This is a genomic window from Methylobacterium sp. yr668, assembly GCF_900116245.1.
Lineage (GTDB): Bacteria > Pseudomonadota > Alphaproteobacteria > Rhizobiales > Beijerinckiaceae > Methylobacterium.
This window is the reverse complement of sequence record NZ_FOZY01000026.1, coordinates 41,251-66,450: the sequence shown is the minus strand read 5'-3', so window position 1 is coordinate 66,450 and position 25,200 is coordinate 41,251. Positions and strand designations below refer to the sequence as shown.

Annotated in this window: 22 protein-coding genes; 9 read left to right on the top strand and 13 right to left on the bottom strand. The window is 70.9% G+C overall.

Features of this window, described 5'->3' with window-relative positions; all coding sequences use genetic code 11:
* Positions 1 to 2: 2 nt before the first annotated feature.
* From BM419_RS24480 to BM419_RS24470, 3 genes are read right to left on the bottom strand one after another with little or no spacing between them, the layout of a single operon-like run.
* Positions 3 to 935, bottom strand: a complete 933-nt coding sequence (locus BM419_RS24480) for an ABC transporter permease (protein ID WP_053609320.1) — start codon at positions 933 to 935, stop codon at positions 3 to 5.
* Positions 901 to 1,860 carry an ABC transporter permease gene (locus BM419_RS24475; RefSeq protein WP_091927930.1) on the bottom strand — a complete coding sequence of 320 codons (960 nt, stop codon included), beginning with the start codon at positions 1,858 to 1,860 and terminating at the stop codon, positions 901 to 903. Before BM419_RS24475 ends, BM419_RS24480 begins: the two co-directional genes overlap by 35 nt.
* 16 nt (positions 1,861 to 1,876) lie before the next feature.
* Entirely contained in the window at positions 1,877 to 3,667 is a 1,791-nt protein-coding gene (locus BM419_RS24470; RefSeq protein ID WP_091927929.1) for a peptide ABC transporter substrate-binding protein, read from the bottom strand.
* Between the two features lie 321 nt (positions 3,668 to 3,988).
* On the opposite strand from BM419_RS24470, the gene BM419_RS24465 reads away from it, so the two are divergent.
* Positions 3,989 to 5,410: a M20 family metallopeptidase gene (locus tag BM419_RS24465; protein WP_091927928.1), complete on the top strand. Its 1,422-nt coding sequence runs from the start codon at positions 3,989 to 3,991 to the stop codon at positions 5,408 to 5,410.
* A gap of 12 nt (positions 5,411 to 5,422) precedes the next feature.
* On the opposite strand, the gene phnE (BM419_RS24460) is transcribed toward BM419_RS24465, so the two are convergent.
* The 6 genes from phnE (BM419_RS24460) to BM419_RS24435 all read right to left on the bottom strand — a co-directional run bounded on the left by phnE (BM419_RS24460) (position 5,423) and on the right by BM419_RS24435 (position 10,735).
* Positions 5,423 to 6,238 carry a phosphonate ABC transporter, permease protein PhnE gene (gene phnE, locus BM419_RS24460; RefSeq protein WP_091927927.1) on the bottom strand — a complete coding sequence of 272 codons (816 nt, stop codon included), beginning with the start codon at positions 6,236 to 6,238 and terminating at the stop codon, positions 5,423 to 5,425.
* Positions 6,235 to 7,044 carry a phosphonate ABC transporter, permease protein PhnE gene (gene phnE, locus BM419_RS24455; protein WP_091675666.1) on the bottom strand — a complete coding sequence of 270 codons (810 nt, stop codon included), beginning with the start codon at positions 7,042 to 7,044 and terminating at the stop codon, positions 6,235 to 6,237. The genes phnE (BM419_RS24460) and phnE (BM419_RS24455) overlap by 4 nt, the downstream gene beginning before the upstream one ends.
* Positions 7,041 to 7,835, bottom strand: coding sequence for a phosphonate ABC transporter ATP-binding protein (gene phnC / locus BM419_RS24450; protein ID WP_024828718.1), 795 nt, complete (start codon positions 7,833 to 7,835; stop codon positions 7,041 to 7,043). Before phnC ends, phnE (BM419_RS24455) begins: the two co-directional genes overlap by 4 nt.
* Before the next feature lie 47 nt (positions 7,836 to 7,882).
* The gene (phnD, locus tag BM419_RS24445) at positions 7,883 to 8,905 is read right to left on the bottom strand and encodes a phosphate/phosphite/phosphonate ABC transporter substrate-binding protein (RefSeq protein ID WP_091927926.1); all 1,023 of its coding nucleotides are present in this window, start codon (positions 8,903 to 8,905) and stop codon (positions 7,883 to 7,885) included.
* Between the two features lie 202 nt (positions 8,906 to 9,107).
* Positions 9,108 to 9,620, bottom strand: coding sequence for a cytochrome P460 family protein (locus tag BM419_RS24440; protein WP_091927925.1), 513 nt, complete (start codon positions 9,618 to 9,620; stop codon positions 9,108 to 9,110).
* A 65-nt stretch (positions 9,621 to 9,685) separates the two neighbouring features.
* On the bottom strand, positions 9,686 to 10,735 hold the full coding sequence (locus BM419_RS24435; protein WP_091927924.1) for an alpha/beta fold hydrolase: 1,050 nt from the start codon (positions 10,733 to 10,735) through the stop codon (positions 9,686 to 9,688).
* A gap of 203 nt (positions 10,736 to 10,938) precedes the next feature.
* Between BM419_RS24435 and BM419_RS24430 the strand changes: the two genes are divergently transcribed.
* On the top strand, positions 10,939 to 12,516 hold the full coding sequence (locus BM419_RS24430; RefSeq protein ID WP_091927923.1) for a winged helix-turn-helix domain-containing protein: 1,578 nt from the start codon (positions 10,939 to 10,941) through the stop codon (positions 12,514 to 12,516).
* A gap of 12 nt (positions 12,517 to 12,528) precedes the next feature.
* Here the strand turns inward: BM419_RS24430 and BM419_RS24425 are convergent, their stop codons facing one another.
* Positions 12,529 to 13,425, bottom strand: coding sequence for a LysR family transcriptional regulator (locus tag BM419_RS24425; RefSeq protein ID WP_042671102.1), 897 nt, complete (start codon positions 13,423 to 13,425; stop codon positions 12,529 to 12,531).
* A gap of 118 nt (positions 13,426 to 13,543) precedes the next feature.
* On the opposite strand from BM419_RS24425, the gene BM419_RS24420 reads away from it, so the two are divergent.
* From BM419_RS24420 to BM419_RS24390, 7 genes are all read left to right on the top strand, one after another.
* On the top strand, positions 13,544 to 14,494 hold the full coding sequence (locus BM419_RS24420; protein WP_091927922.1) for an ABC transporter substrate-binding protein: 951 nt from the start codon (positions 13,544 to 13,546) through the stop codon (positions 14,492 to 14,494).
* A complete protein-coding gene (locus tag BM419_RS24415) occupies positions 14,491 to 15,351 on the top strand; it encodes an ABC transporter permease (protein WP_020091229.1) in 861 nt (286 codons plus the stop codon). The genes BM419_RS24420 and BM419_RS24415 overlap by 4 nt, the downstream gene beginning before the upstream one ends.
* Positions 15,344 to 16,126, top strand: a complete 783-nt coding sequence (locus BM419_RS24410) for an ABC transporter ATP-binding protein (protein WP_056524883.1) — start codon at positions 15,344 to 15,346, stop codon at positions 16,124 to 16,126. Before BM419_RS24415 ends, BM419_RS24410 begins: the two co-directional genes overlap by 8 nt.
* Positions 16,126 to 17,040, top strand: coding sequence for a polysaccharide deacetylase family protein (locus tag BM419_RS24405; RefSeq protein ID WP_091927921.1), 915 nt, complete (start codon positions 16,126 to 16,128; stop codon positions 17,038 to 17,040). Before BM419_RS24410 ends, BM419_RS24405 begins: the two co-directional genes overlap by 1 nt.
* 15 nt (positions 17,041 to 17,055) lie before the next feature.
* Positions 17,056 to 18,867: an allophanate hydrolase gene (gene atzF, locus BM419_RS24400; protein WP_091927920.1), complete on the top strand. Its 1,812-nt coding sequence runs from the start codon at positions 17,056 to 17,058 to the stop codon at positions 18,865 to 18,867.
* A gap of 115 nt (positions 18,868 to 18,982) precedes the next feature.
* Positions 18,983 to 19,990 carry a dienelactone hydrolase family protein gene (locus BM419_RS24395; RefSeq protein WP_091927919.1) on the top strand — a complete coding sequence of 336 codons (1,008 nt, stop codon included), beginning with the start codon at positions 18,983 to 18,985 and terminating at the stop codon, positions 19,988 to 19,990.
* Positions 19,991 to 20,659: 669 nt separating this feature from the next.
* Positions 20,660 to 21,187, top strand: a complete 528-nt coding sequence (locus BM419_RS24390; RefSeq protein WP_244540847.1) for a hypothetical protein — start codon at positions 20,660 to 20,662, stop codon at positions 21,185 to 21,187.
* Between the two features lie 248 nt (positions 21,188 to 21,435).
* Here BM419_RS24390 and BM419_RS24385 read toward each other — a convergent pair whose 3' ends face one another.
* The 3 genes from BM419_RS24385 to BM419_RS24375 all read right to left on the bottom strand — a co-directional run bounded on the left by BM419_RS24385 (position 21,436) and on the right by BM419_RS24375 (position 24,222).
* Positions 21,436 to 21,948 carry a hypothetical protein gene (locus BM419_RS24385; protein WP_026604632.1) on the bottom strand — a complete coding sequence of 171 codons (513 nt, stop codon included), beginning with the start codon at positions 21,946 to 21,948 and terminating at the stop codon, positions 21,436 to 21,438.
* Positions 21,949 to 23,082: 1,134 nt separating this feature from the next.
* On the bottom strand, positions 23,083 to 23,307 hold the full coding sequence (locus tag BM419_RS24380) for a hypothetical protein (RefSeq protein ID WP_091927916.1): 225 nt from the start codon (positions 23,305 to 23,307) through the stop codon (positions 23,083 to 23,085).
* A 156-nt stretch (positions 23,308 to 23,463) separates the two neighbouring features.
* Positions 23,464 to 24,222 (bottom strand): sugar transferase, encoded by a 759-nt coding sequence (locus tag BM419_RS24375; RefSeq protein ID WP_020091236.1) that lies wholly within the window; start codon positions 24,220 to 24,222, stop codon positions 23,464 to 23,466.
* Between the last annotated feature and the right edge of the window lie 978 nt (positions 24,223 to 25,200).

Here is a 25,200-nt window from a genome sequence, read left to right as displayed (position 1 = left end):
CGCTAGAGAACCCGTCGCGGGTCGAGGGCGTCGCGCAGGCCGTCGCCGATGAAGTTGATCGACAGCACCGTCAGGAAGATCGCGCCCCCTGGGAACAGCGCCCAGTGCGGGGCGACGTCGAGATGGTCCTTGGCGTCGAACAGGAGCCGCCCCCAAGTCGGGATGTCGGGCGGGAAGCCGAGCCCCAGGAAGGACAGGGTCGATTCCGCGATAATCGCGGACGAGACCTCGATCGAGGCCGCCACGATCACCGGACCGAGTGCGTTCGGCAGGATGTGGCGGCGCACGAGGTGCCCGGTGGTCGCGCCCTGCGAGCGGGCCGCCTCCACGAACTCCTTCTCGCGCAAGCTCAGGAACTGCGCCCGCACCAGCCGGGCCACCGGCATCCAGCGCAGGCCCCCGATCACCGCGACGATCATCAGGAACACGCCGCCCTGGCTGCCGAACACGGCCTTCAGGCTGTCGCGGAACAGGTAGATCACGAGGAGCAGCAGCGGCAGCTGCGGCAGCGACAGGAACAGGTCGGTCAGCCACATCAGCACCGGGTCGAGGAGCCGGCGCGACATGCCGGCGAGCGCCCCGACCAGCACGCCGATCAGGCTCGCCACCGCCATGGCGGCGAAGCCCACGGCCAGCGAGATCCGGCCGCCGTAGATCATCCGGGCAAGCAGGTCCTGACCGAGATCGTCGGTGCCGAACGGGTGGTCCCAGGACGGGCCCTGGAGCTGGGCCGCGAAGTCGATGTCGTCTATGGCGACGGGCCAGAGCAGGCCGCCGAACACCACGCCGGCGACGAGGAGCGCCAGCACGCCGACGCTGGCGAGCGCCAGCCGGTGCCGCCGGAAGCGCCGCCACGTCTCCCGCCCCGGCGAGGCCGGCGCGCGGGCGACGGGCACCGCCTCATCGGAGGGCGATGCGAGGGTCGAGCCAGCCATAGAGCAGGTCCGCGACGAGGTTGAACAGGATGACGAGGCCGGCGAACACGAAGGTCACCGCCATCACCACCGGCGTGTCGTTGGACAGCATCGCGTCGATCAGCAGCGAGCCGATGCCGGGGATCCGGAAGATCTGCTCGGTGACGATGGCGCCGCCGAACACCGCGGGGATCTGGAGGGCGACGAGCGTCACCACCGGGATCAGGGCGTTGCGGGCGATGTGCCGGCGGGTCACCGTGCCCTCGGTCAGGCCCTTGGCCCGGGCCGTGGTGACGTAGTCGAGCCGGGCGACGTCCAGCGCCGAGGCGCGCACGTAGCGTGTGTAGGAGGCGGCCTGGAAGAAGCCCAGCACCGCCACCGGCATGATCGCCTGCCGGACATTCGCCCAGACCCAGGGCAGGCCGGAGCCCGGCAGGTCGGCCTGGTAGACGAAGGGCAGCCAGCCGAGCTTGATCGAGAACAGCAGGATGAACAGCAGGCCGGTGAAGAAGGTCGGCAGCGAGAAGCCCACGAAGGCCAGCGTGTTGGCGACCTGGTCGGCGAGCGAGTAGGGCCGGCGCGCGGCGTAGAGGCCCACCGGCACGGCGATCAGCAGCGCCAGCACCTGGGAGGAGCCGACCACGAACAGGGTCGTGGGCAGCCGCTGCAGGATCAGCGTGTCGACGTTCACCCGGCTGGCGAAGGAGAAGCCCCAGTCGCCCTGCAGCATGGCGGTGAGCCAGTGCAGGTAGCGGGTGAGGATCGGGTCATCGAGGCCGAACTTGACGCGGAGCGCCGCCCGCACCTCCGGGGGCACGTTCGGGTTGCTGGCGAGCTCGCCGAACGGGTCGCCCGGCGCGAGCGCCAGGACGGTGAACAGGATCAGGCTGATGCCGAGCAGGCTCGGGATCGCGATCAGGAGCCGTCGCAGGATGTAGGCGCCCATGGCGCGGCGCTCCCGCTCAGGCCTCCCTGTACCAGTCGGGCAGGAACGACAGGTCGTTGTCCCAGCCGCTGCGGGGCGCCGTCAGCGTCGCGCCCACCGCCGAGACCTCGGCGCGGTGGATCAGCGGCAGCACGTTCTCGGAGACCGCGAGGTCGTTGCAGGTGATCAGCAGCGCCGCGCGCTTGACCGGGTCGAGCTCGCTCTGGGCGGCGTTGTAGGCCTTGTCGTAGGCGTCGTTGCGCCAGCGCACGACGTTGCGGCCCTGCCACTTGTTGGCCTTCTGGGCCACCTCCCAGGAGGCGTACATGAGCAGCCAGATCGCCGGATCGGCCTGGGTCATGCTGTAGGCGTACATCTCCATGTCGGCGTAGAAATGCGTGCAGGTGTCGGGGTTGGCCGGGTCGGAGGAGAAGAACACCGAGCCGGTCACCGATTTCAGCTCGATCTCGATGCCGGCCTTGGCGGCCGCCTGCTTGATGATCGCCTGCGTCTTCTGGCGCGGGGCGTTGATCGAGGTCTGGAAGACCAGCTTGAGCTTCTTGCCGTCCTTGGCGCGGATGCCGTCCGAGCCCTTCTTCCAGCCGGCCTCGTCGAGGAGCGCGTTGGCCTTGGCCGGGTCGAAAGCGAAGCTCGTGTTCTTGGAGACGAAGCGCTCCGGGCCATTGACCGTGTTGGCGGTGGGCTTGCCGGTGCGGCCGTAGATGTAGGTCTGGATCGACTTGCGGTCGACCAAGAGGTTCATCGCCTGGCACACCTTCGGGTCGGAGAAGGCGGGGTGCTTGGTGGTGATCGAGGCGCGCTCGCCGTCGACCTCGACGTTCGGGTCGGTGGCGTTGAGGAGCAGGAACTCGAGCTTGCCGCCGTAGACGACATCGACCCGGCCCTTGCCGCCGGTCTCCAGGCGCTTGAGCACCTCGTCCTCGATCAGCATGTTCCAGGCGTAATCGTACTCGCCGGTCTGGAGCACGGCCCGGGCGGCCGAGACCGCGTCGCCGCCGCCCTTCATCTCGACCGTATCGAAGTAGGGCCGGTTCGGCAGGTGGTAGTCGGGATTGCGCTCGCCGCGGACGATGTCGCCGGGCCGGAACTCCACGAACCGGTACGGGCCGGTGCCCACCGGGGCGAGGTTCTGCGGCGCGTCCCGGGACTTGGCGCCGCTGTAGGGTCCGAACAGGTGCTTCGGCAGCACCATCCCGACGATGCCCACGTAGGCGTCGCACCAGTAGGGCGTGGGCTTGTCGAACAGGACCCGGACGCTGAGGTCGTCGACCTTCTCGACCTTGCAATCCTTGTAGGACCCCGCCGTCACCGCCGCGGTGGCGGGGTCGCGGGCGTACTCCCAGGTGAAGACGAGGTCGTCGGCGGTGAGCGGCTTGCCGTCGTGCCACTTCACGCCGGGCTTGAGCGTCCAGACAACCGAGCGGCCGTCGGCGGCGAGCGCCCCGTTCTCCTTCGAGGGGATCGAGGCGGCGAGCACCGGCACGAGGTTGCCGTCCGCATCCCAGGCGGCGAGCGGCTCGTAGAAGATCCGCGAGGCGTCCTGGTCCTTGGTGCCGACGGCGAAATGCGGGTTGATCAGCGTCGGCGCCTGCCACCAGAGGAGCTTCAGCGCGCCGCCGCCGCCGGCCTTGGTCGGCTTGTAGCCGGCCCGGATATCGGCCGCCATCGCAACCCCGTTCCCGGCCAGCATCAGCCCGGCCATGGGCGCGGTGAGGCCCACAGCCACCATCCGCTGCACGAAAGCGCGCCGCGACAGGCGGCCGTCCTTCACCTGCCCGATGAGGCCGCGCAGATCCCGCTCGTCCATGTACGCTTTCCCGTTTACCGCCGTGACAGGCACAGCAACATTCCGGCAGCGGCCTTGGCAAGGGGCGGGCCAGTGACGGTTCAATCGGAACGTGTTGACGGACGCTTGGTTCGGGCAGGAGCATGGCCTGGGCGGTGCATGCGGTCAGGCAGCAGCGGGGCGCGCGCCGTGTCCGTCCTTGCGAGCGGAGCGAAGCAATCCAGCGGCGCCACGCTTCCCGAGGGCGCGCAACCCTGGGTCGCTTCGCTGCGCTCGCGAAGACGGCGCGGAGCCCGCTATGGTGGCGCGACCTCGATGCGCAGCTTTCCCGGAGTGGACCCGATGGACAACCGCAACGCCGTGTGGCGCCACGTCGACGCGCAGTCGGAACGGCTGATCGCCCTGTCCGAGCGGGTCTGGGGCATGCCGGAGGTCTGCTACACGGAGAGCCGCTCCTGCGCCGAGCACGTCGCCGAACTGCGCCACCAGGGCTTCCGGGTCACCGAGGCAGTCGCCGGCATCCCGACCGCCGTGATGGGCGAGGCCGGGGACGGCGGGCCGATCATCGCGTTCCTCGGCGAGTACGACGCCCTGCCGGGCCTGTCGCAGGAGGCCGGCGTCGCCGAGCACCGGCCGGTGGAGGCGGGCGGGCACGGCCACGGCTGCGGCCACAACCTCCTCGGCTCGGCGGCTCTGCTCGCCGCCACCGCGCTGAAGGACTGGCTCGCCGAGACCGGGACGCCCGGCCGCGTGCGCTACTACGGCTGCCCGGCGGAGGAAGGCGGCGCCGCCAAGGCCTTCATGGTCCGCGCCGGCGCCTTCGCGGACGCCGACATCGCGATCTCCTGGCATCCGGGCAGCTTCTGGGAGGTGGCACCGCCGGTCGCCCTCGCCAACACCCGGGCCGACTTCGTCTTCACCGGCCGCACCGCCCACGCGGCGGCCGCGCCCCATCTCGGGCGCTCGGCGCTCGACGCCGTCGAGCTGATGAGCGTCGGCGTGAACTACATGCGCGAGCACATGCCGTCCGACGCGCGGGTCCACTACGCCTATCTCGACGCCGGCGGCATCGCCCCGAACGTCGTCCAGGCCGGCGCGACGGTGCGCTACTCGATCCGGGCCCGCGACCTGCCCGGGATGCTGGCGCTGGTCGAGCGGGTGAAGAAGATCGCGCAGGGCGCCGCCCTGATGACCGAGACCGCCGTCGAGGTGCGGATCGTCAGCGCGGTGTCGAACCTGCTGGGCAACGATCCCCTGGAGCGGGCGCTGCACGGCGTCATGGAGGAGCTCGGGCCGCCGCATTTCGACGAGGCCGACCGGGACTTCGCCGGCAAGATCCGGGCGACGCTCACCGACGGCGACATCGACGCCGTGTTCCGCGCCGTGGGGATGCCGCGCACCGAGACGCCGCTCGCCGACTTCCTCGTGCCCCTCGACGCGCCGCGCAACCCGGCGGTGGGGTCCACCGACGTCGGCGACGTCAGCTGGGTGGTGCCGACCGTCCAGGCCCACGCGCCCACGGTGGCCATCGGCACGCCGTTCCACACCTGGCAGGTGGTGGCGCAGGGCAAGACCCCCGCGGCCCACAAGGCGATGGTGCAGGTCGCCAAGGCGATGGCCGCCACCGGGGCCCGGGCGGTGACCGACGCGGCCCTGCGCGACGCCGCCAAGGCGGACCTCGCCCGCCGGGTCGGCGCGGCGGGCTACGTCTCGCCGCTGCCGCCGGAGGTCGAGCCGCCGCTCGGCATGTCGCTGGGGCGCTGACCGGGGCCCGTCTCAGAGCGTCCGGGCGCGGAGCGCCGTCACGACGATCTCGGCCAGGATGACGACGCCGAAGATCGCGGCGAGCACCACGGCGACTTGGTCCCAGTAGAGCAGGTTCAGGGCAGTATCGAGCGCGACGCCGATGCCGCCCGCGCCGACCAGCCCCAGCACGGCGGATTCGCGGATGTTGATGTCCCAGCGGAACAGCGCGATCGACCAGAAGGCCGGCTTCACCTGCGGCCAGTAGCCGAGCAGCAAAGTCGACATCCGGCCGGCGCCCGCGGCCTGCAGGGCCTCGATCGAGCCGCGATTGGCCTCCTCCAGCGCCTCGGCGAACAGCTTTCCGGTGAAGCCGACGGAGCGGAGCGCGATCGCCAGGGTCCCGGCCAGCGGCCCCGGGCCGAACACCGCCACGAACAGCAGCGCCCAGACCAGAGAGTTCACCGAGCGCGAGGTCACGAACACGAACTTGGCGAAGAGGTTCAGCGCGCGGTTGGGCGTGACGTTGCGGGCCGCCATCAGCCCGATCGGCACCGCGATCGCGATGGCGATCAGGGTGCCGAGCGTCGCGATGTGGAGCGTCTCCACCAGCGCCCGCAGGGTCGGCCCGACATAGCCGGCATCCATCGGCCACATCCGGCCGAACAGGTCGGCCAGCTGGTCGGGGGCGTCGTAGAGGAATTCCGGGATCACCTCGATGGTGCGCAGGCTCGCCACGAAGGCCGCCACCGCGCACAGCGTGAAGGCGAGCCGCGCCAGCCGCTTCCACAGGGGGAAGCGCTGCCAGCGGCGCGGGCCGGCGGACGCGGGCGCGAGGGCGAAGCTCACTGGAACACCTTGCGGGCCCAGCCGGAGACGATCTCGGCCACCATGATCAGGGCGACGATGACGATCAGGATCGCCAGCACCACGTCGAAGTCGAAGCGCTGGTAGGCGGTGAACAGCGTCGCGCCGATGCCGCCGCCGCCAACGATGCCCACCATGGTCGAGTTCCGCAGGTTGGAATCGAGCTGGTAGGTGGCGAAGCCGATGAAGCGCGGCAGCACCTGCGGCTGCACGCCCATGATCAGCGTCGACAGGAAGCCGGCGCCGGTCGCGCGCACCGCCTCGACCTGCTTCAGCGAGATCTCCTCGATCGCCTCGGCGAACAGCTTGGCGATGAAGCCCACCGAGGCGACGATCAGCGCCATGACGCCGGCGAGCGCCCCGAACCCGATCGCCTTCACGAACAGGATCGCCACGATGATCGGGTGGAACGACCGGCAGAGCGCGATCAGGATGCGGGTCGGCCACGTCACCCAGGGCGGCATCAGGTTGCGGGCCGCCAGGAAGCCGATCGGCAGGGCGACCGCGATGCCGACCACCGTGGCGATCACGGCGATCTGCAGGCTCTCGAGGATGCCCGACTGGATCAGTTCCCAGCGGGAGAAGTTCGGCGGGAACATCCGGGCCAGGAACTGCTGCCCGTGGGCGAGGCCGCCGGCGAAGCGCTCGGGCGAGAAGCCGAGCTGGGTCGCCGCGTAGACCGCGTAGACGGCGAGGAGCGCCCAGCCGGCGCGGGCGGTCCAGTTGGGCCGGAACGCGACGCGGTCGGGGGACGCGTCGGGAGAGGCCGGGCGGGCGGGCGCGCTCATTCGAGCCAGTTCTCGCCGCCGTAGATGCCGCGCAGGTCAGCCTCGCTCAGCCGGTCCGGCGGCCCGTCATAGACCACGTGCCCGCCCGACATGCCGACGATCCGCGCGGCGAAGCGCTGGGCGAGCGCCACGTTGTGGATGTTGACCACCACCGGCACGCCGCGCTCGGCCGCGAGCCGGGACAGGATCTCCATGATCTCCACGGAGCTCTTCGGGTCGAGGGACGAGGTCGGCTCGTCGGCGAGCACGATCTCGGGCTCCTGCATGATCGCCCGGGCGATGCCGACGCGCTGGCGCTGCCCGCCCGACAGGGCGTCGGCCCGGCGGGTGGCGAAGCCCGACAAGCCGACCGCGTCGAGGAGGTCGAAGGCGCGGGCGATGTCCGCCTCGGGGAAGCGCCGCAGCCACGCGCGCCAGGCCGGCACGTAGCCGAGGCGGCCGCAGAGCAGGTTCTCCATCACCGAGAGGCGCTCGACCAGGTTGTACTCCTGGAACACCATCCCGATCCGGCGGCGCGCCCGGCGCAGGGCGGGGCCGGAGAGCCGGGCGAGGTCCTCGCCCCGGAACAGGATCTCCCCCGAGGTCGGCTGGACCAGCCGGTTGATGCATCGGATCAGGGTGCTCTTGCCGGTGCCGGACGGCCCGATGATCGCCGTGAGCCCGGTGCCCGGCACCACGAGGTCGATGCCCTTCAGGACCGGCTGGCCGGCCCGGTATGCCTTGGTCAGCCCGCGGATCACCAGCGCGCGCGGATCCTCCGCCCGGGGATCGCCCTCGGGTCCGGCCGCCACCGCGCGCGCCGCGCTCCCCGCCGTCACGGCCTGCGTCACGGCCTGCGTCACGGCTTAGGGGCGCCCGCGGCCTTCTTGCGCGCCGCCTCGGCCTCGCGGGCGGCCTCGCGCTCGTAGGCGACCTTGTTGTACGGCGTGCCCGATTCCTCCGCGACCTTGCGAACGATCGCCCAGTCCTTGAGGTAGGTGATCGGCGCGAACCGGTCGTCGCCCTCGAAATCCTTCACCATGTCGGGCGGGAAGCGGAAGTCGTAGAAGCACTGCTTCAGCTTCTCGGCGAGTTCCGGCTTGAGATCGTGGGCGTAGGCGAAACCCGAGGTCGGGAACTTCTCGCTCGTGTAGATCACCCGGTAATCGTCGCCCTTGATCGTCCCGCGGGCGACCATCCGGTAGAATACGTCGGAGGCCACAGGGGCGGCGTCGTAGTCGCCGGTGCCGACGCCCAGCGCCGACTTGTCGTGGCCGCCCGAGTAGATGAGCTTGTAGTCCTCGCCGGGCTTCAGCCCCTGCTCGGGGAACAGCGCCTTGGGCGCGAGGTTGCCGGAATTCGACGACGGCGCCGTGTGGGCCACGCGCTTGCCCTTGAGGTCGGCCAGCGTCCTGTAGGGGCTGCTCGCCTTCACCACGACGATCAGGTTGTAGCCCTCGGCGCCCTTCTCGGTGCCCTTGGCGGCGAACGGGATCGCGCCGGCCATGTTCACCGCGAAGCCGAGGGGCCCGGTCGAGAAGCCCGCCACCGTGAGCCGGCCGGAGCGCATCGCCTCGATCTCGGCGGAGTTCGACTGGACCGGGTAGTAGACGACGCGCTTGCCCGTGCACTGGCTCAGGTAGGTCGTGAACGGCTTGAACGAGTTCTCGTAGACCGCGGGATCCTCCACCGGCGTGTAGGCGAAGACGATCACGCTCGGGTCGCGGGTCTTGGCCGGAACGTCGGCAACGAGGTCCTTGTTGGCGTCGCAGTAGGCGTCGTCGAGCTGGCCGCGGTTGGGGCACTCGTCGGCCCTCAAGGGCGACAGGGAACCGAAGCCGCAGAGCAGCGCCAGGGCTGCGCCGTATCGGGCGATCGTCACGCGCTATCCTCCCTGCGGGGCCGTGCCTCGGGCCGGCGCCGTCATGTCCCGCCCGGTCCGGGCCGAGCTTGAGCCGGCAAAGGTGTAGGCGCCGGCTGACGGGAGACGCAAGGCGCGACAGCGAGCGGACGTTGAGGGAAGCCGCGCGCTGACAGGGGCGTCGTGGCGTCCGTCCGGGCGACCGTACGGGCGGCGGCCGGCCTCAGGGCGCGAGCCGCGTGAACACGTAGTCGTGGTCCCGGACATTGGCGCTGTGGCAGTCGAAGCAGGTCTCGTGCTGGGCCGCGTCCGCGGGCTTGCCGTCGACGAAGCGCCCGAACCCCCAGCCCCCCGTCGCCGCGTAGCGCCGCGAATCCTTCACCATGACCTGAACCGTCGTGGCGCCGCCGGGCACGAAGGCCGGGGCGAACTCCGCGGACGGCACCCGCGTCCAGGCGCGCTTCATCAGCACCGTCCCGTCCGGGAACGGCAGGGTGCCCGACCGGTAGGCGTCCAGCGCCCGCGCGTTGCCGACCACGGCGCGCAGCTCGTCGAGGGCCCCGGTCTCCTGCGCGACGCCGACGAGCTGCCAGTCGCGGTACCCGTCCGGGACGGTGACGCCGTAGATCGGCGAGGCCGCCGGGGAAGTCCCGGCATCCACGGCGCGCACCGCAGAGCCTCCCAAAATCAGGCCCGCAGCGAGCAGGGCCGGCAGCGCGACAGCCAAGAACCGCATGGCAACCTCCGTCATCGTCTCGGGATGATCGTGTGTCCGGGGATGATCCGGCCGCGCCGGCGCGGTCAGGCCGCGGCCGCGTCGATCACGGCCTGCGCGAAGGCGCGCGGGGCCTCCTGCGGGAGGTTGTGGCCGATCCCGCCGGTGATCAGCCGGTGCGCGTAGCGTCCGGTGAACTTGGCCGCGTAGCTGGCGGGGTCGGGATGCGGGGCGCCGTTCGCGTCGCCCTCCAGGGTGATGGTCGGCACGCCGATCGTGGGCGCCTGCGCGAGGCGGCTCTCCAGCGCGTCGTACCGGCGCTCGCCATCGGCGAGGCCCATCCGCCAGCGGTAATTGTGGATGACGATGCTGACGTGATCCGGGTTGTCGAGGGCCGGGGCGCTCCGCGCGAAGGTTGCGTCGTCGAAGCGCCAGCGCGGCGAGGCGGTCTGCCAGATCAGCTTGGCGAAGTCGGCACGGTAGGCCTCGTAGCCGGCCCGCCCCCGGCTGGTGGCGAAGTAGAACTGGTACCACCAGGACAGCTCGGCCCGCGGCGGCAGCGGCTTCTTGCCGGCCTCCTGGTTGCCGATCAGGTAGCCGCTGACCGCCACCAGCGCCCGGCACCGCTCCGGCCACAGCGCCGCGACGATGTCGGCCGTCCGCGCGCCCCAGTCGAAGCCGCCCAGGACGGCCTGGGGGATCTTCAGGGCGTCCATCAGGGCGATGACGTCCACCGCGAGTGCCGCCTGCTCGCCGTTCCGGACCGTGTCCGACGCCAGGAAACGGGTGGTGCCGTAGCCGCGCAGGTACGGCACGATCACCCGGTGCCCGGCCGCCGTGAGGATCGGAACGACCTCCGCGAAGGCGTGGATGTCGTAGGGCCAGCCGTGCAGCAGGATGACCGCCGGCCCGTCGGCGGGACCGGCATCGACGTAGCCGACGTCGAGCACGCCGGCCTCGACCTGCTTCAGGACGCCCGGCACGGCGCCGGGGACCGGGGCGCCGGGGGCCGAGCCGCCCTGCGCCCGCGCGGTCCGGCCGAGGCCGAGCTCGGCGAGGGCGGCGGTGGCTACCGCGCTCTTCAGGAGGCGGCGGCGGCTCCAGGCGGATGTGTCGGGATCGGTCTCGCGGGCCATGGACAGCTCCCTCGTCGGAAAGTCTTCGATGGAGCGAAATCTATCCCGATGCTCGACACCGCGCTTTGAGAGGACCTTGAGGACACCTTCAGAGGCCCATGATTTATGCCCGCCCGGGCCCGTGCTAGAGCGCCCTCCGCCGCGGAGACCGGTTCGGTGAGCAGGGCGCGGAACGAGGACATGGCCCCGCCCAGGAACGCCCCTTGATCTACCGGTTCGGATCCTTCACCCTCGATTCTGCCCGGCGCGAGCTCAGCCGGGACGGCGCCGAGATCGCCGTCGAGCCGCAGGTCTTCGACCTCCTGCGGGTGCTGATCGAGCGGCGCGACCGGGTGGTAAGCCGCGACGACCTGCTGGAGGCGGTCTGGAACGGGCGCATCGTCTCCGAGGCGACCCTCGGCAGCCGGATCAACGCGGCCCGGACGGCGATCGGCGACACCGGAACCGAGCAGCGCTGGATCCGGACGCTCCCGCGCAAGGGCGTGCGCTTCGTCGGCGCCGTGCGGGAGGCCGCATCGGAGGTCTCGCCCGGGATCGCTCCGGAAGAGGTGGCGGAGGCGGGCGTCACGTGGCGCACCGGGCCGCGCCTGCCCGCGGTGGCGGTCCTGCCCTTCACCAACATGAGCGCGGATCCGGAGCAGGCCTACTTCGCCGACGGGATCACCGAGGAGATCATCACGGCGCTGTCCCGCGTCAGCGGCCTGTTCGTGATCGCGCGCAACTCGACCTTCACCTACCGGGGCGCGGCGATCGACGTGCGCCGGGTCGGGCAGGAGCTCGGCGTCGGCTACGTGGTCGCCGGCAGCGTGCGCCGCGGCGGGTCGCGCCTGAGGATCACCGGCCAGCTGGTCGATGCCGGGACCGGCGCCCATCTCTGGGCCGACAGCTTCGACGGCGGGCTCGACGACGTCTTCGCCCTGCAGGAGCGGGTCGCCGCGCGCGCCGCCGCCGCGATCGAGCCCACCCTCCAGCTGGCGGAGATCGGCCGGCTCGGCCGCGACGCGCCGGCCCATCCGGACGCCTACGACCGGCTGCTCCGGGCCAATGCCCGGCTCGCCGCCTTCACCGCCGCCGGCATGGCGGCGGCGCTCGATCACCTGGACGAGGCCCTGGCGCTCGACCCGGGCTACGCCCCGGCGATGGCCGCGGCGGCCTATTGCCGGGCGCAGTGCCATTTCCAGGGCTGGATCGCGCAGGGCGAGGCGGAGCGCGCGGCGGCCGTGCGGCTGGCCTGGGGCGCGGTCGAGCGCGCGCCCGGGGACGCGCAGGTGCTGTGGATGGCGGCCTTCGCGGTCTGGAACATGTCGGAGACCGGGCGGGACCGGGCGCGCGACCTGTTCGGCCGCGCGCTGCTCGTCAACCCGAACTCCGCCCTGGCGCTCACCCTCGCGGGCTGGATCGAGACCATGTGCGGCCGCGCGGAGGCGGGACGCGCCATGGTCGAGCGGGCGCTGCAGCTCAACCCGCGGGATCCGCGCGGCTGGCTGATGTCGGGCGTGATGGCGGTCGCGGCGGTCAGCGAGTCCGACTATCCCGAGGCGATCCGGTGGGCCGAGCGGGCGCTGGCGCAGAACCGGCGCTTCGCCGTCGCCCTGCGGGCGCTCGCCGTGGCCCATGTCGGGCTCGGCCAGCCGGAGCGCGCCCGGCAGGCGGTGGCCGAGCTCCTGGCGATCGAGCCCGGATTGACGGTCTCGGGCTTCCTGGCGCGGATCCCCTTCCCGGTCGCCGCCCTTGGGCAGCGATACGCCGAGGCGCTGGCCGAAGCCGGCCTGCCCGCCTGAGCGGGACGCCGGTCAGGCCCCTTCCCGGTTCAGCCGGACGACCAGCTGATCGGCGAACTTGGCGGCGGCCACCGACAGCGAGCGCCCGCGCAGCTGCGCCAGGACCAGCGTCATCGGGGTGAGGTCGCGGGTGTCGATCGGCCGGCTGTGCAGGCGCGGGTCCTCCGGGATGCCGCTGGGCACCTGCAGGCTCACCACGTCCTCCCGCAGGGTGAGGTTGCGCAGGAACTCCAGCGAGCCCGACTCCACCACGGGCCGCAGCTCGACGCCCCGCCGGGCCAGCGCGTGCTCGATGTGGTGGCGGATGGCGAGCGATCGGTCGGGCAGCGCCAGGGCGTGCGCGAGACAGTCGCGCAGCCGCACCGGCCCGCTCTCCGCCGCCAGCGCGTGGCCTCTGCGCATCAGCGCGCACAGGGTCTGATGGCCGGAATAGAGCGGGTGCAGCTCCGCCGAGGGCGGCGGCTGCAGGATCAGGGCGAGGTCGGCCTCGAATTCCGCCAGGGCTGTCACCGCCTGGGCGTGGTCGCGGACCTGCACGGTGAAGCCGACCTGCGGAAAGCGGGCGCGGTAGGCCTCGACCTCCTCGGGCACCACCTGGGTGACGAAGGCCTGGCTGCAGGCGAGCGCCACGTGCCCCCGCCGCACGCCTGACAGGTCGGCGATCTGCGAGCGGACCCGGTCGAGATCGGCGGCTTGGTCGCGGATGTGCCGGGCGAAGAGCTCGCCGGCCGCGTTGAGCCGCATCCCCTGCGGCAGGCGCTCGAAGATCGGCGTGCCGAGCTCGTACTCGAGATCCTGGATCTGCCGGGTCAGGGCCGAGGGCGTGAGGTTCAAGCGCTCCGCTGCGCGCCGGATCGAGCCGGCGCGGGCGACCTCGGCGACGTAGGTGACGGTGCGCAGGTGCTTCACGCCCGCACCCTGCCGGGCTGTTGCGTTTATGGCAACGGCACGCTCAGAAAATAGCACTTCCTCGCAACAGGTTGGTGCCCGTAGCCTCGGCACATCGAGACCCTGCAGGAGCCGTTCGATGATCCGCCGCCGCACCCTCCTGGCCGGTCTCGGGGCCGGCCTCGCCCTCGGACCCCTGGCCCGGGCCCGCGCACAGGGCGCGCCCATCACGATCCGGATGGGCTCCCTCAAGCTGATCCACTCGATCGCGCCGAGTTTCTACGCGCGCTTCACCCCGCCCGGGGTGAACGTGGAGGTGGTGCCCTTCGAGAGCCCGACCGAGTGCAAGAACGCCGTGGTCACCAAGTCGGTGGATTTCGGCACCTTCGGGATCGCCGCCGCGACGCTGGGCGCCGCCGCCGGCGAGCCGCTCGTGGTCATCGCCTCCACCTGCAACCGCGGGATGGCGGTGATCGCCAAGAAGGGCTCCGACATCCACGCCATCAAAGACCTGCGCGGCAAGCGCGTCGCGATCTGGCCCGGCAGCACCCAGGAGGTCTTCGTCCTGGAGCGGATGCGCATGGAGGGCCTCTCGGTGAAGGACATCACCCCCGTGCGCGTCTCCTTCTCGGAGATGCACATCGCGCTCGCCCGCGGCGACGTCGACGCCTATGTCGGCGCCGAGCCGGGCCCGGGCGTCAGCCTCGCCTCGGGCGTCGGCCAGCTCGTCGAGTACCCCTACGGCACCGAGATGGGCGCGCTGAACATGGTGTTCGGCGCCCACCGCGACACGCTGGCCGAGCGGCCGGACCTCGTCCGGACCATGCTGGAGATCCACCGCAAGGCGACGGACTTCGCGGCCAGCGACCGCGACGCGATGATCGCCATGGCGGTAGCGAAGCTCGGCCAGAAGCGCGAGGCGCTCGAGCTCTCGGCCCCGAACGTCGAGCTGACCTGGCGCCTCGGGCCGAACGAGATCCGGCAGGCCGATGCCTACGCGCAGCACATGCTCGCGCTCAAGCAGATCAAGCGGCTGCCGGAGCCCGGCTTCATCGATACCCGCTTCGTCGACGCGCTGGGGCGGGCGTGAGCACCGGGATCGAGGCCGGCGCCCTGCCGGCGGCGGTGACGCCGGCGCCCTCCCGCCGGGCCGGATCCGGGCCCGGGCTCGCCCACCTGCGCCGGCTGGCGCTCGCCTGCGTGGTGCCGGCCGCGCTCGTCGCGGTCTGGCAGGTCACCACCGCGGGCCGGCCCTACAGCCTGATCCCGCCCCCCGCGGAGGTCTGGGCCGAGATGCGAGATCTCGCGGTCGGCGGCGTCAACGACGACGCGTTCAGCGGCACGCTCTGGACCCATCTCGCGGCGTCGCTGAGCCGGGTCTACGGCGGCTTCGCGCTGGCGGCCGCCGCCGCCCTGCCGCTCGGCCTGCTGATCGGCCGCGTGCCCCTGATCCGGGCGCTGCTCGATCCCGTCCTGCAGGTGCTGCGGCCGGTTCCGGTCACCGCGTGGCTGCCCTTGGCGATGATCCTGTTCGGCCTCGGGCCACGCTCGGCCTTCTTCCTCGTGTTCCTCGGGGCGTTCTACCCGATCCTGGTCAACACCGTGTTCGGGGTCCGCTCCGTTGAGCCGCGGCTGTTCGAGGCAGCCGCTATGCTGGGCTGCACCGGGCCGGCGCAGTTCGTCCGCGTGGTGCTGCCGGCGGCGCTGCCGTCGATCTTCACCGGCCTGCGGCTGGGGCTGGGCTTCGCCTGGGTGGTGATCGTGGTCGGCGAGATGACCGGCGTCCAGACCGGCCTCGGGGCGATCATCATGGAGGCGCGCCAGCTCTCGCGCACCGAGATCGTGATCTGCGGCATGGCGGTGATCGGGGTCGCGGGCTTCGTCTCCGACTGGCTGGTCATGCAGCTCGGCCGCCGGCTGCTCGCCTGGAGCCCCAATCATGGCTGATCCGACGATCCCGATCCTCGACATGCGGGCGGTCTCCAAGACCTACGCGGCGGGCGGCCGCCGGACCGAGGCCCTGCGCGAGGCGAACCTCACGGTGTCCCGTGGCGAGTTCGTCTGCCTGCTCGGCGCCTCGGGCTGCGGGAAGTCGACGCTGCTGCGGGTCGCCGCCGGGTTCGAGGCCCCGACCGCCGGGCAGGCCCTGATGTGGGGCAAGCCGATCGCCGGGCCGGGGCCGAGCCGCGGCATGGTCTTCCAGGATTACGGCCTGTTCCCGTGGCTCACGGTGCGGGACAATATCGGCTTCGGCCCGAAGGCCCGCGGGCGGCCCGCCGCCGAGGTGCGCGACACCGCCGAGCGCTACATCGCCCTGGTCGGCCTCCAGGCCTTCGCCGACGCTTACCCGCACCAGCTCTCGGGCGGGATGAAGCAGCGGGTCGCCATCGCCCGGGTGCTCGCCAACGAGGCCGAGGTGGTGCTGATGGATGAGCCCTTCGGGGCGCTCGACGCCATGACCCGCGAGCGACTGCAGGACGAGCTGCTCGACCTGTGGTCGCGGACGGGGCTGACGATCCTGTTCGTCACCCACGCCATCGAGGAGGCGATCTTCCTCGCGGACCGCATCGTGATGATGTCGCCCGGCCCCGGCCGGATCGAGGCGATCCACCCGGTCGAGCTGCCGCGGCGGCGCGACGTGTCGAGCCCGGCCTTCAACGACCTGCGCCGGATTCTCGCGGCCCAGCTCCACAGCCACCACGCCCCGCGGGCCGCCGCCTGATGGACACCGCGCCCGACGATCCCCGCCGGCCCGAGAATCGCCTCGTCTACCGCGCCGCCGTGGACCGGCCGCGCCTCACCTTGCCGGGCGGCAAGCACGTGGCGGTCTGGCCGGTGGTCAACGTCGAGCACTGGCTGATCGACAACCCGATGCCGCGCCAGATCCTGGTGCCGCCGACCGCCGCGAGCCTGCTCCCGGATATCCCCAACTGGGCGTGGCACGAGTACGGGATGCGGGCCGGCTTCTGGCGCTTCCTCGAGGCCTTCGCCAGCCGCGGAATCCGCCCGACGCTGTCGATCAACGGCTCGGTCTGCACGGCCTATCCCCGCGTGGCCGGGGCCGCCCACGCGGCCGGCTGGGAGTTCATGGCCCACGGCTTTCACCAGGTCCCGACCCACAGGGTCTCGGACCAGCCGGCGATGATCGCCCGCACCGTCGCGGCGATCACCGCGACCACGGGGCGCCCGCCGCGCGGCTGGCTCGGGCCGGGCCTCACCGAGACCCTGGACACGCCCGACCACCTGCACGCGGCCGGCCTCGAGTACGTCGGCGACTTCGTGGCCGACGACCGCCCCTGCCGGGTGGCGACGCGCACGGGCGACCTCGTCGCCCTCCCCTACTCCGTCGAGCTCAACGACATCCCGCTTCTGGCCATCCAGCACCACCGGGCCGACGAGTTCGTGGAGCGGGCGCTCGCCCATCTCGACCGGCTCGCCGCCGAGGCCGCCGGCTCCGGCCCCCTCGGCGGCGCCAAGGTGATGGGCTTCGCGATCCACCCCTACATCACCGGCGTGCCGCACCGGATCGGCCTGCTGGAGCGGCTGCTCGACGCCGTCCTCGCCCGCGACGACGCTGTGTTCATGCAGGGGGGCGAGATCCTCGACTGGTACCGCGCCACCGGCGACGAATCCTGAGCCTCGCTGCGAGGAATGACCGTGCCCCCCTTCCCGACCATCCCGCTCCTGCACGCGGCCTACGCCGAAGGCCTCGACCCGCGCGCCGTCGTGGCCGAGGCCTACCGGCGGCTCGCCGCGGTGGACGATCCCGGCATCTTCCTCGCGCTCGTCCCGGAGGCGGATGCTCGCGAAGCCGCGGCGGCGCTCCCGCCCTTCGACCCCGCGGCGATGCCGCTCTGGGGCGTGCCCTTCGCCGTCAAGGACAACATCGACGTCGCCGGGCTGCCGACCACTGCCGCCTGCCCGGACTTCGCCCACACCTCCGCCGAGACCGCGCCCGCGGTGGCGCGGCTCCTCGCGGCCGGCGCGATCCTGATCGGCAAGACCAACCTCGACCAGTTCGCCACCGGGCTCGTCGGCCTGCGCACCCCCTACCCGGCCCCGCGCAACGCGATCGATCCGGCCTACGTGCCCGGCGGGTCCAGCAGCGGCTCGGCCGTGGCGGTGGCTCATGGGATCGTCGCCTTCGCGCTCGGCACCGACACGGCGGGGTCGGGCCGGGTGCCGGCGGCGCTCAACAACGTCGTCGGGCTGAAGCCCTCCCTCGGGGCGATCTCCAGCCGCGGGATGCTGCCGGCCTGCCGGACCCTCGACACGCTCTCGGTCTTCGCCGGCACCGTGGCCGACGCCGACGCGGCCTTCCGAGTCATGCTGGGTCCGGATGCCGCCGATCCCTGGTCGCGGGCCCTACCGGTGCCGGCCGCCCCCGCCGCCCTCCCGCCGGGCCTGCGCCTCGGGCTCCCGGACGCGGCGAGCCTCCGCTTCGGCGGCGATGGGCTCTCGGAGGCGGCCTTCGCGGCGACGGTCGCCGATCTCGAAGCCCTCGCCGGGGCGGCGGCGCCGGTCGATCTCGCGCCGATGTTCGCCGTCGCGGCCCTGCTCTACGACGGTCCGTGGGTCGCCGAGCGCTACGCGGCGATCCGCCCGGTGATGGAGACGCGCCCCGACATCCTCCACCCGACGACGCGGGCGGTCATCGCCTCCGCCGAGCGCCACAGCGCGGCCGACGCCTTCGCGGGCCTCTACCGCCTCGCGGCGCTGCGCCGGGCGGCGGACGCGGTCTGGGACCGGATCGACGTCCTCGCCGTGCCGACCTACCCCCGCCCGCAGACCTGCGCGGCGGTCGCGGCCGACCCGATCGGGCCGAACAGCGAGCTCGGCACCTACACCAACTTCGTCAACCTGCTGGACTGGTGCGCCCTGGCGGTGCCGGGCCGGCCCCGCGCCGACGGCTTCCCCGCCGGGATCACCCTGCTGGCGCCGCGCGGCTCGGACGGGCTCCTCGCCGCCCTCGGGGCACGCCTGCACGCGGCCTCGGCGCCGCGGATCGGCGCGGGCACGATGCCGGTGCCGGTCGTGGAGCCGGGGCCGGCCGCGGCCGGACCGGACGCGATCGAGCTGGCGGTCGTCGGGGCGCATCTCTCGGGGCTTCCGCTGAACCGCGAGCTGGCCGGCTGCGGCGGGCGCTTCCTGCGCGCCGTGCCGACAGCCCGGGACTATCGCCTCTACGCCCTGCCGGGCGGCCCGCCGCAGCGCCCGGGGCTGCTCCGGGTGGCGGCCGGGGACGGCGCCCCCATCGAGACCGAGGTGTGGGCCCTGCCGCCCGCCGCGTTCGGACGCTTCGTCGGCGCCATCCCGGCACCGCTCGGCATCGGCACGCTGCGGCTCGCCGACGGCACGGCGCCCAAGGGCTTCCTGGTCGAGCAAGCCGGCCTCGACGGGGCGGCCGACATCACGCGCTTCGGCGGCTGGCGCGCCTACCTGGCCGACCGCGCGGCCGCGTAGCCCTCGCCCCCGGGGCCTGACATCGGGCAGCGAGAGGAAACCGGTTCCGGTCCCTCCCGCGGCGACAGGCCGCCCGCGCCGCTGCTAGGCTGCCGCCCGGTGGCGGAGCGTTCCGATGCGGCGATCGATCCTGTTCCTGGCGGCCTGTCTGCTGGCCGGCATCACGCCGGCGGCCTCCGCCGGGCCCGCAGCGGACGGCGTCGCCGATCTCGGCAGCTACGCCGCCCGCGTGGAGGTTCACCCGTTCGAGAGCCTGACGCTGACCGACCGGCAGTTCCTCACCGGCACGTCCGAGGGAGCGAAGCCGGTCACGGTCGCGGGGATCCTGCGCATCGCCAAGGCGGGGACCGAGCGCCTGCCGACCGTGATCCTGATGCACGGCTCCGGGGGCCTGGGCGGCAACATCGAGTTCTGGCAGCGGGCGCTGGCGGCGCGCGGGATCTCGACCTTCGCGATCGACGGCTTCACCGGGCGCGGCCTGACCAGCGTCAACACCGACCAGAGCCTCCTGGCGCGCACGAACCTGATCCTCGACATCTACCGGGCGCTGGGCGTGCTGGCGAAGCATCCGCGGGTCGACCCGGCGCGGATCGCCGTAATGGGCTTCTCGCGCGGCGGGCAGGCGGCGCTCTACGCCAGCCTCAAGCGCTTCGACGCCGCCTGGAACCGCTCCGGCGTGATCCCCGCCCTCTACCTGCCGGTCTACCCGGACTGCTCCATCCGCTTCCGGGACGACACGGCCGTGGCGGATCGGCCGATCCGGATCTTCGGTGGCGGCAGCGACGACTACAATCCCGCCGCCACCTGCGCGGCCTACGCGGAGCGGCTGAGGGCGGCCGGCGCCGATGTCGACCTGACCGTCTTTCCCGGAGCGCAGCACGTCTTCGACAACCCGGCCGGGCCGCCCCAGCCCGTGGTCGCCCGGGGCGCGCAGACCGTCCGCGCCTGCGCGATAAGCGAGGCGGCGGACGGCGCCCTCGTGGCGGGCCCGGACGCCACGCCGTTCACCTACGCGGACCCGTGTGTGCAGCGCGACCCGCATATCGGCTCCGACGCCGCCGCCCGCGCCGGGATCCTGGCGCGTGTCTCGCACGCGCTGGACGCCGCGTTCCGGGGACGGTGACCGACGGAGCGCGGTGCGGATCTGCGCGGCCGCTGCCTGCCCGCCGCGCGCTCGCGCGGCGGCCGACTCGGTCAATTGACGTCGTCGGCTTGCCCCGCACCGCCCGGGCCGCCCCCAACCTGCGTGTCGCGTGGCGTCCTACCTGCAGGCAGCGTCATGAATGCTCACAGATCGAACGTGCTCGGCCGAACTGTGGCGATCTCGTGCCCAACTGGGCCAGTAGGCGCAGCCTCTTCGACGGCGAGGACGATCTATCGGGGCTATCTTTAACTGCCCAGAGACCCGCGACCCCGCTCTCGCGGGCACGGACACCTTCCGACCCGAACACCGCAACCAACTTCGCATGAAGGACATGGACAACCGAGAGCGTAGCTGTGCGCTTCAATCGACAAATCTACTGCGTTAGATACATCATCGAAATTCGATTTGTCTTAGATGCACGGAAATCGGAGCTGTTCATATCAGGGCCGAAAGTCACTTGTCGCGAGACGGAGCCCATCGCCGGGATCCGTCGGCAAGAATGGCCACTGAGCCCCTATACTACTTTTGGTCATTGCGTACTTCGGAGATTGCTGTAGCCAGTTTATAGGGGTTGGACTCACCCCGCCCAACACTGGTATGTCATGTGCAAGCTTGGCTAGAATGGCCCGGCGCAGCGCGAGGGCGACCATGGCTTTCAGACGAATCGGAACGCTCGTGGCGGTGCTCACTCTAGGCGCGTGCTCCCACGCGCCGCTGATGCCGACTGCCTACAGCGCCTTGCCGCCCCCGACCGCGATGCCTGCGGCAACCGCGTCGACGGGCCCGCTCGTGGGCGCCGCGGCACCGCGTGCTGAGCGCGATATCGATCCGCTCCCCGTCGTCATTCCCGGCACTCTGAAGCTCACGGACGCGCAGATCGGCCAGAACGGTGTGAACCCTCTGGCGGTTCTCGATTCCTCGATGCGCAACCGCATGAGCTGGAAGAGTCTCCGTTCGGAGAATCTGACGAAGCCGCCGATCTATTCCGGCCTGTCCCGCATGTCGAACGGTGCCGGCGTCGGAGAAGCCTCGGCCACACAGAAAGACAACATTCCCGGCTTCGATAAGGATCTCGCCACCAAGAGGATCATGTCGGAGTACAATCGCGAAGCGGCGATGGCGGCGCTCCTGAAGGGCGGCCGCGGCGCCGCGAAGAGCGTATGCTCAGGATGCTGACATCGCTCTTCGACGCGGCTCGAGAGTGAACGGCGAGTTCTCTGTATCGACCGGCACGCCTCGGTGCGTTCTCACCCGCCACGCCGGTCCCGACTACGGCCCCCAAGCCGGCGAAGCGGCCATCGCTTTCGCCGTGCGCTCCGTCAGCCGACGCCGCGCAGAAGTCCGTTCGCGGACTCCTTCCGGGGAGGATCCCGACGATGCGCCGCACCCATCCTCTCCGCCTTCTTCACACCTGCGGCCAAGCGTCAGTAGCGCGGCGAGAAATTCATCCCCGTCACGACGGTGAAGACCGGTGGCGTGCGGTCAGCAAGCTCGATGCGTGCCGGATCCTGCGAGCGCTCTGTCTGAACCGAGGGGCAGAAGACGGTGGAGGGCACCTCGACCGTCGGTGAGAGCACCCGTTCCAGAGGAGTCGGCCTCGTCATCGCGGGCTTCGGGTCCAGCCAAGTTCCGGGCACCACCTGCTGCCCACAATTGCTGACAACCGCTTCATGTATCGTCCCATCGATTGCGGCGGAAACCACACAATTGGCGGGATGGTACACCAACTCGTACTGAAACTTCCTGTTCTCGTCGGACTCCGTTTTGAACCGGTTGTCCAAAATCACGGCCGTGTGCGGGCGATCGGTCGTCCCGACAACATAGAGCCGACCGGTGGCAATGGCAGCGACCGTGATATCGGAGGCCGCCGATGCGGGCATGCTGAAGACAAGTGCCAGCACTCCGGAGAGCGTCGCAGTCGAAACCAAGCCGCGCATCCTGCCCTCACCCTCACCCGCAACCTGTTCAGACCCAGCTCGATTGTATCGTCAGCCGTGATCGCGCCCCGAACAGCGGGTCCCACAGCCATTCTACCGAGCAATGGCCAGCGTCCATCACCCGATAGAGGTACTCAGATCTCTCATCCACCGGGATATCGAGCTGGACGGACCGTATACCAACGCTCGAGCGCCGGCCCACCCGTGGTCGCCGAGCCAGGGCCCTGGGTCCGGGACAGGAGCGTGCACGAACCTGACAGCCGGCGCATCGACGCGATCGCCATCCGATACCAGGAACGTGCCACCTTTCCTGACCAGGGACCTATACGTCCCAGACCTGGAATCGATGGCGCGGCATCGCGCACCGAATCCTGAGAATGCCGCTTGCGCCGTTCCGCTCCGATCGGTGAGCCTTCCGACCGCTCCACAATCCGACGTCGGCGATGACGCGAAAGCCGAGCGACGAAGGATCGTCAACATCTCTATGATACAACACCGAAGAATCTCAACATAAAATAGACTACGCCGAACAGCGTTACACCTGCAGCAACCCAGATAAAGACCAGCAACCATCGATCAAAATATGCGACATCGCAGTCGGCGTATTCTGTGGCGCAGGGAACGCAGTATGCGTTGGAGATCTCCACCTTTGCCCCGCACGTTTGGCAGGCACCGACCGAGAGGGAGCGCTCGCTGGCGGTCATCCTGCGCGTGCGCGGCGGCCAGCCAAAGTGCCAGCGCCGAATGGCAGCCCCTGCCTCCGAGAACCTCATACAAGCACTCGCCACTCGATATGGGCAAATGACATCTGATCCCGTTCGGGATCCATCACGTCTGTCAATTTTCAGAATGGTCAATAGCGCTACTTCATAGCGTTAATATTGTCAATCTCGACCTGATGAAGCTCCCACAACCGGCGCCGCGGCTCCGAGTTCGGTATGCTCCGGACATAACCAGCCTGCGTGCCCGAGAGGTGGGCGGTGAACGGACGCTCAGATGCGCGTTCAGCGTGGCATCACGCTCACCGGAGCTCGGACGGCTGGAGGCCGCGTCGCGGGTCCGTCGGCGGATGACGTATCACGACAGGCCGCTCGAGCCCGGCGAACGCTTCACTGTGACGATGCTGCGCTCGACTCAGAGCCGCTTCGCAGCGGTGGTCCGATCGCGCAGGATCGAGCGCGCGGCCCGGCACCACAGTCGAGTCGGTAGCCAGTAGAGCGCTCGCACCGCACCGAGAGCCGCCACGATCGGCACGAACACGTGCGCCAGCAGATCGAGGATCACGCCAGGCGGCTCATCGGCCTCGATCCGATCGTACCAGATCGGATCCTCGTGCCGGTACGGGTCTCGTTCGGTCATCGCTGGAACCCGCCACAATCCGATCCGGCCCTCATCTGTCGGACCAGCAAAGTGCTGCCCCGAACCGGATCTGGGAGCGCGGTTCGTGCTGCGCCGTCGCGCAGGGCCAGAGCACGCCGTGCCCCGGCGCGGGGCGGCTCGGGGACCACCCGCGCCTCATCGGCTCCCGCGCTGCGCCAGAACCGCGGGAACCGTGCGCAGCATGATGGCGAGATCCCGGTGCAAGGTCCACCGGGTGGCATAGTCCAGATCCAGCGCGACGCGCTCGGCATAGGTCGTGTCGGAGCGGCCCGAGACCTGCCACAGCCCCGTCACGCCCGGCGGCACGGCGAAACAGGTGGGGAATGCCCGCCCGTAGCGGGCGACTTCGGCCGGCACGATCGGGCGCGGACCGACCAAGCTCATCTCGCCGCGCAGCACATTCCAGAGCTGCGGCAGCTCGTCGAGCGAGGTCTTGCGCAGCACGTAGCCGACGGCGGTGACGCGCGGGTCGTCGCTGAGCTTGTGCGTCGCCGCCCACTCGGCCCGGGCCAGAGGATTGGCGGCCAGATGGGCCGCCAGAACAGCGTCGCCATTCGTCACCATGGAGCGGAACTTCAGGCACCCGAAGCGGCGACCGTCCCGGCCCACCCGCATGTGGCGGAAGATCGGCGCCTTGCGATCACCGGCATACACGAGAGCGGCGATCAGGATCAGCAACGGCAGCAAGAGGAAGAGGGCCGTGGCCGCCACCGTGATGTCGAGCCCGCGCTTGGCCGCCCAACCCAACCGCAGACCGCGCGCCACGAACGGCGCCGTTGGCAGAACGGCCTCCGCGACAGCCTCCGCGGCATCGCCCACTTGGTCCGCCAGCTCGACACCGTACTGCGGCGCACGCAAGGCAGGCTGAAGCGGTGGGCCGACGTCGCGCAGCATGTTCTGGCTCCTCGTGACGGCAGGTGGCCGCCAGGCGCAGCAACGGTTAATCAATTGTTAACGACGGGATATCAAATCATCGCGCCTGTTTCAAGCTTAACCGTACCCTAAATGCCAGTATATTTTCCGCCCAAAAATGCAAGAATAGATTTCGATCCCGCAGGATGAAGCACAGTGGCACCGGGCCTCTGCCTCTCGACCCGGCCACGAATCCGCCTCGATGCCGCAATCCAAGCAATGTCACGAGACACCGACCTTGGCCGGATGCTCACCCATCATTGTGCACTGCGTTCGTCCGGCCCGAGGAATGCCGCGCGTTCCCACGGTTGATGGTCGAGAGCTGAGCCACTTGCAGCTCTGTGCTTCTCCCGCGCGCGCGGGCCACCCGTCCGGACCGGGACGCTCGCGCATGGGATCGCGGTGCAATGTCCGGACGTCCCGCCGCAGGCATTCCGGGAGGTCGCTGCGGCGGCGATCGCCGGGATGTTGCTGAATGGCGCGACGAAATCAATTTCGCGCCGAGGGCAATCATGACAAGGTGCGGGGCGCGCTCTAGGGATGGACTTCCGATACAGTACCTCAGGCGCGGTCGCGGGATGAGACGCGTGCCGGATCGGTGGCATCGGCCGCCGCGCCGCGACGGACCGTGCGTGCGCGGCCCTATTGCGATGCCGCGGGACTAATCCCTATGGCGGCGGGTTCCGCAGCGTGACCCGGATGGGCGAACTCAGTATCCTGCGGATGGCTAAGCGGCATCCAACGTGCAGGAGCGGCCACAATGCCGGAGCCAGTACGGATTGGGGCCACTCATGATGCATGCGCCGAGAGAGAACAGAGTGCCGGGTGGCGCGGCACGCCGGGTGGTCTGCGCCTGTTCGGCCGACTGGTGGGAGCGCAGAGCCTGATGCGGCCCCGGAGCATACCCGCCAAGTCGGCCAGGCCTGCCTGCAACGTCCATCCGCAGCGGATGGCGTGAGA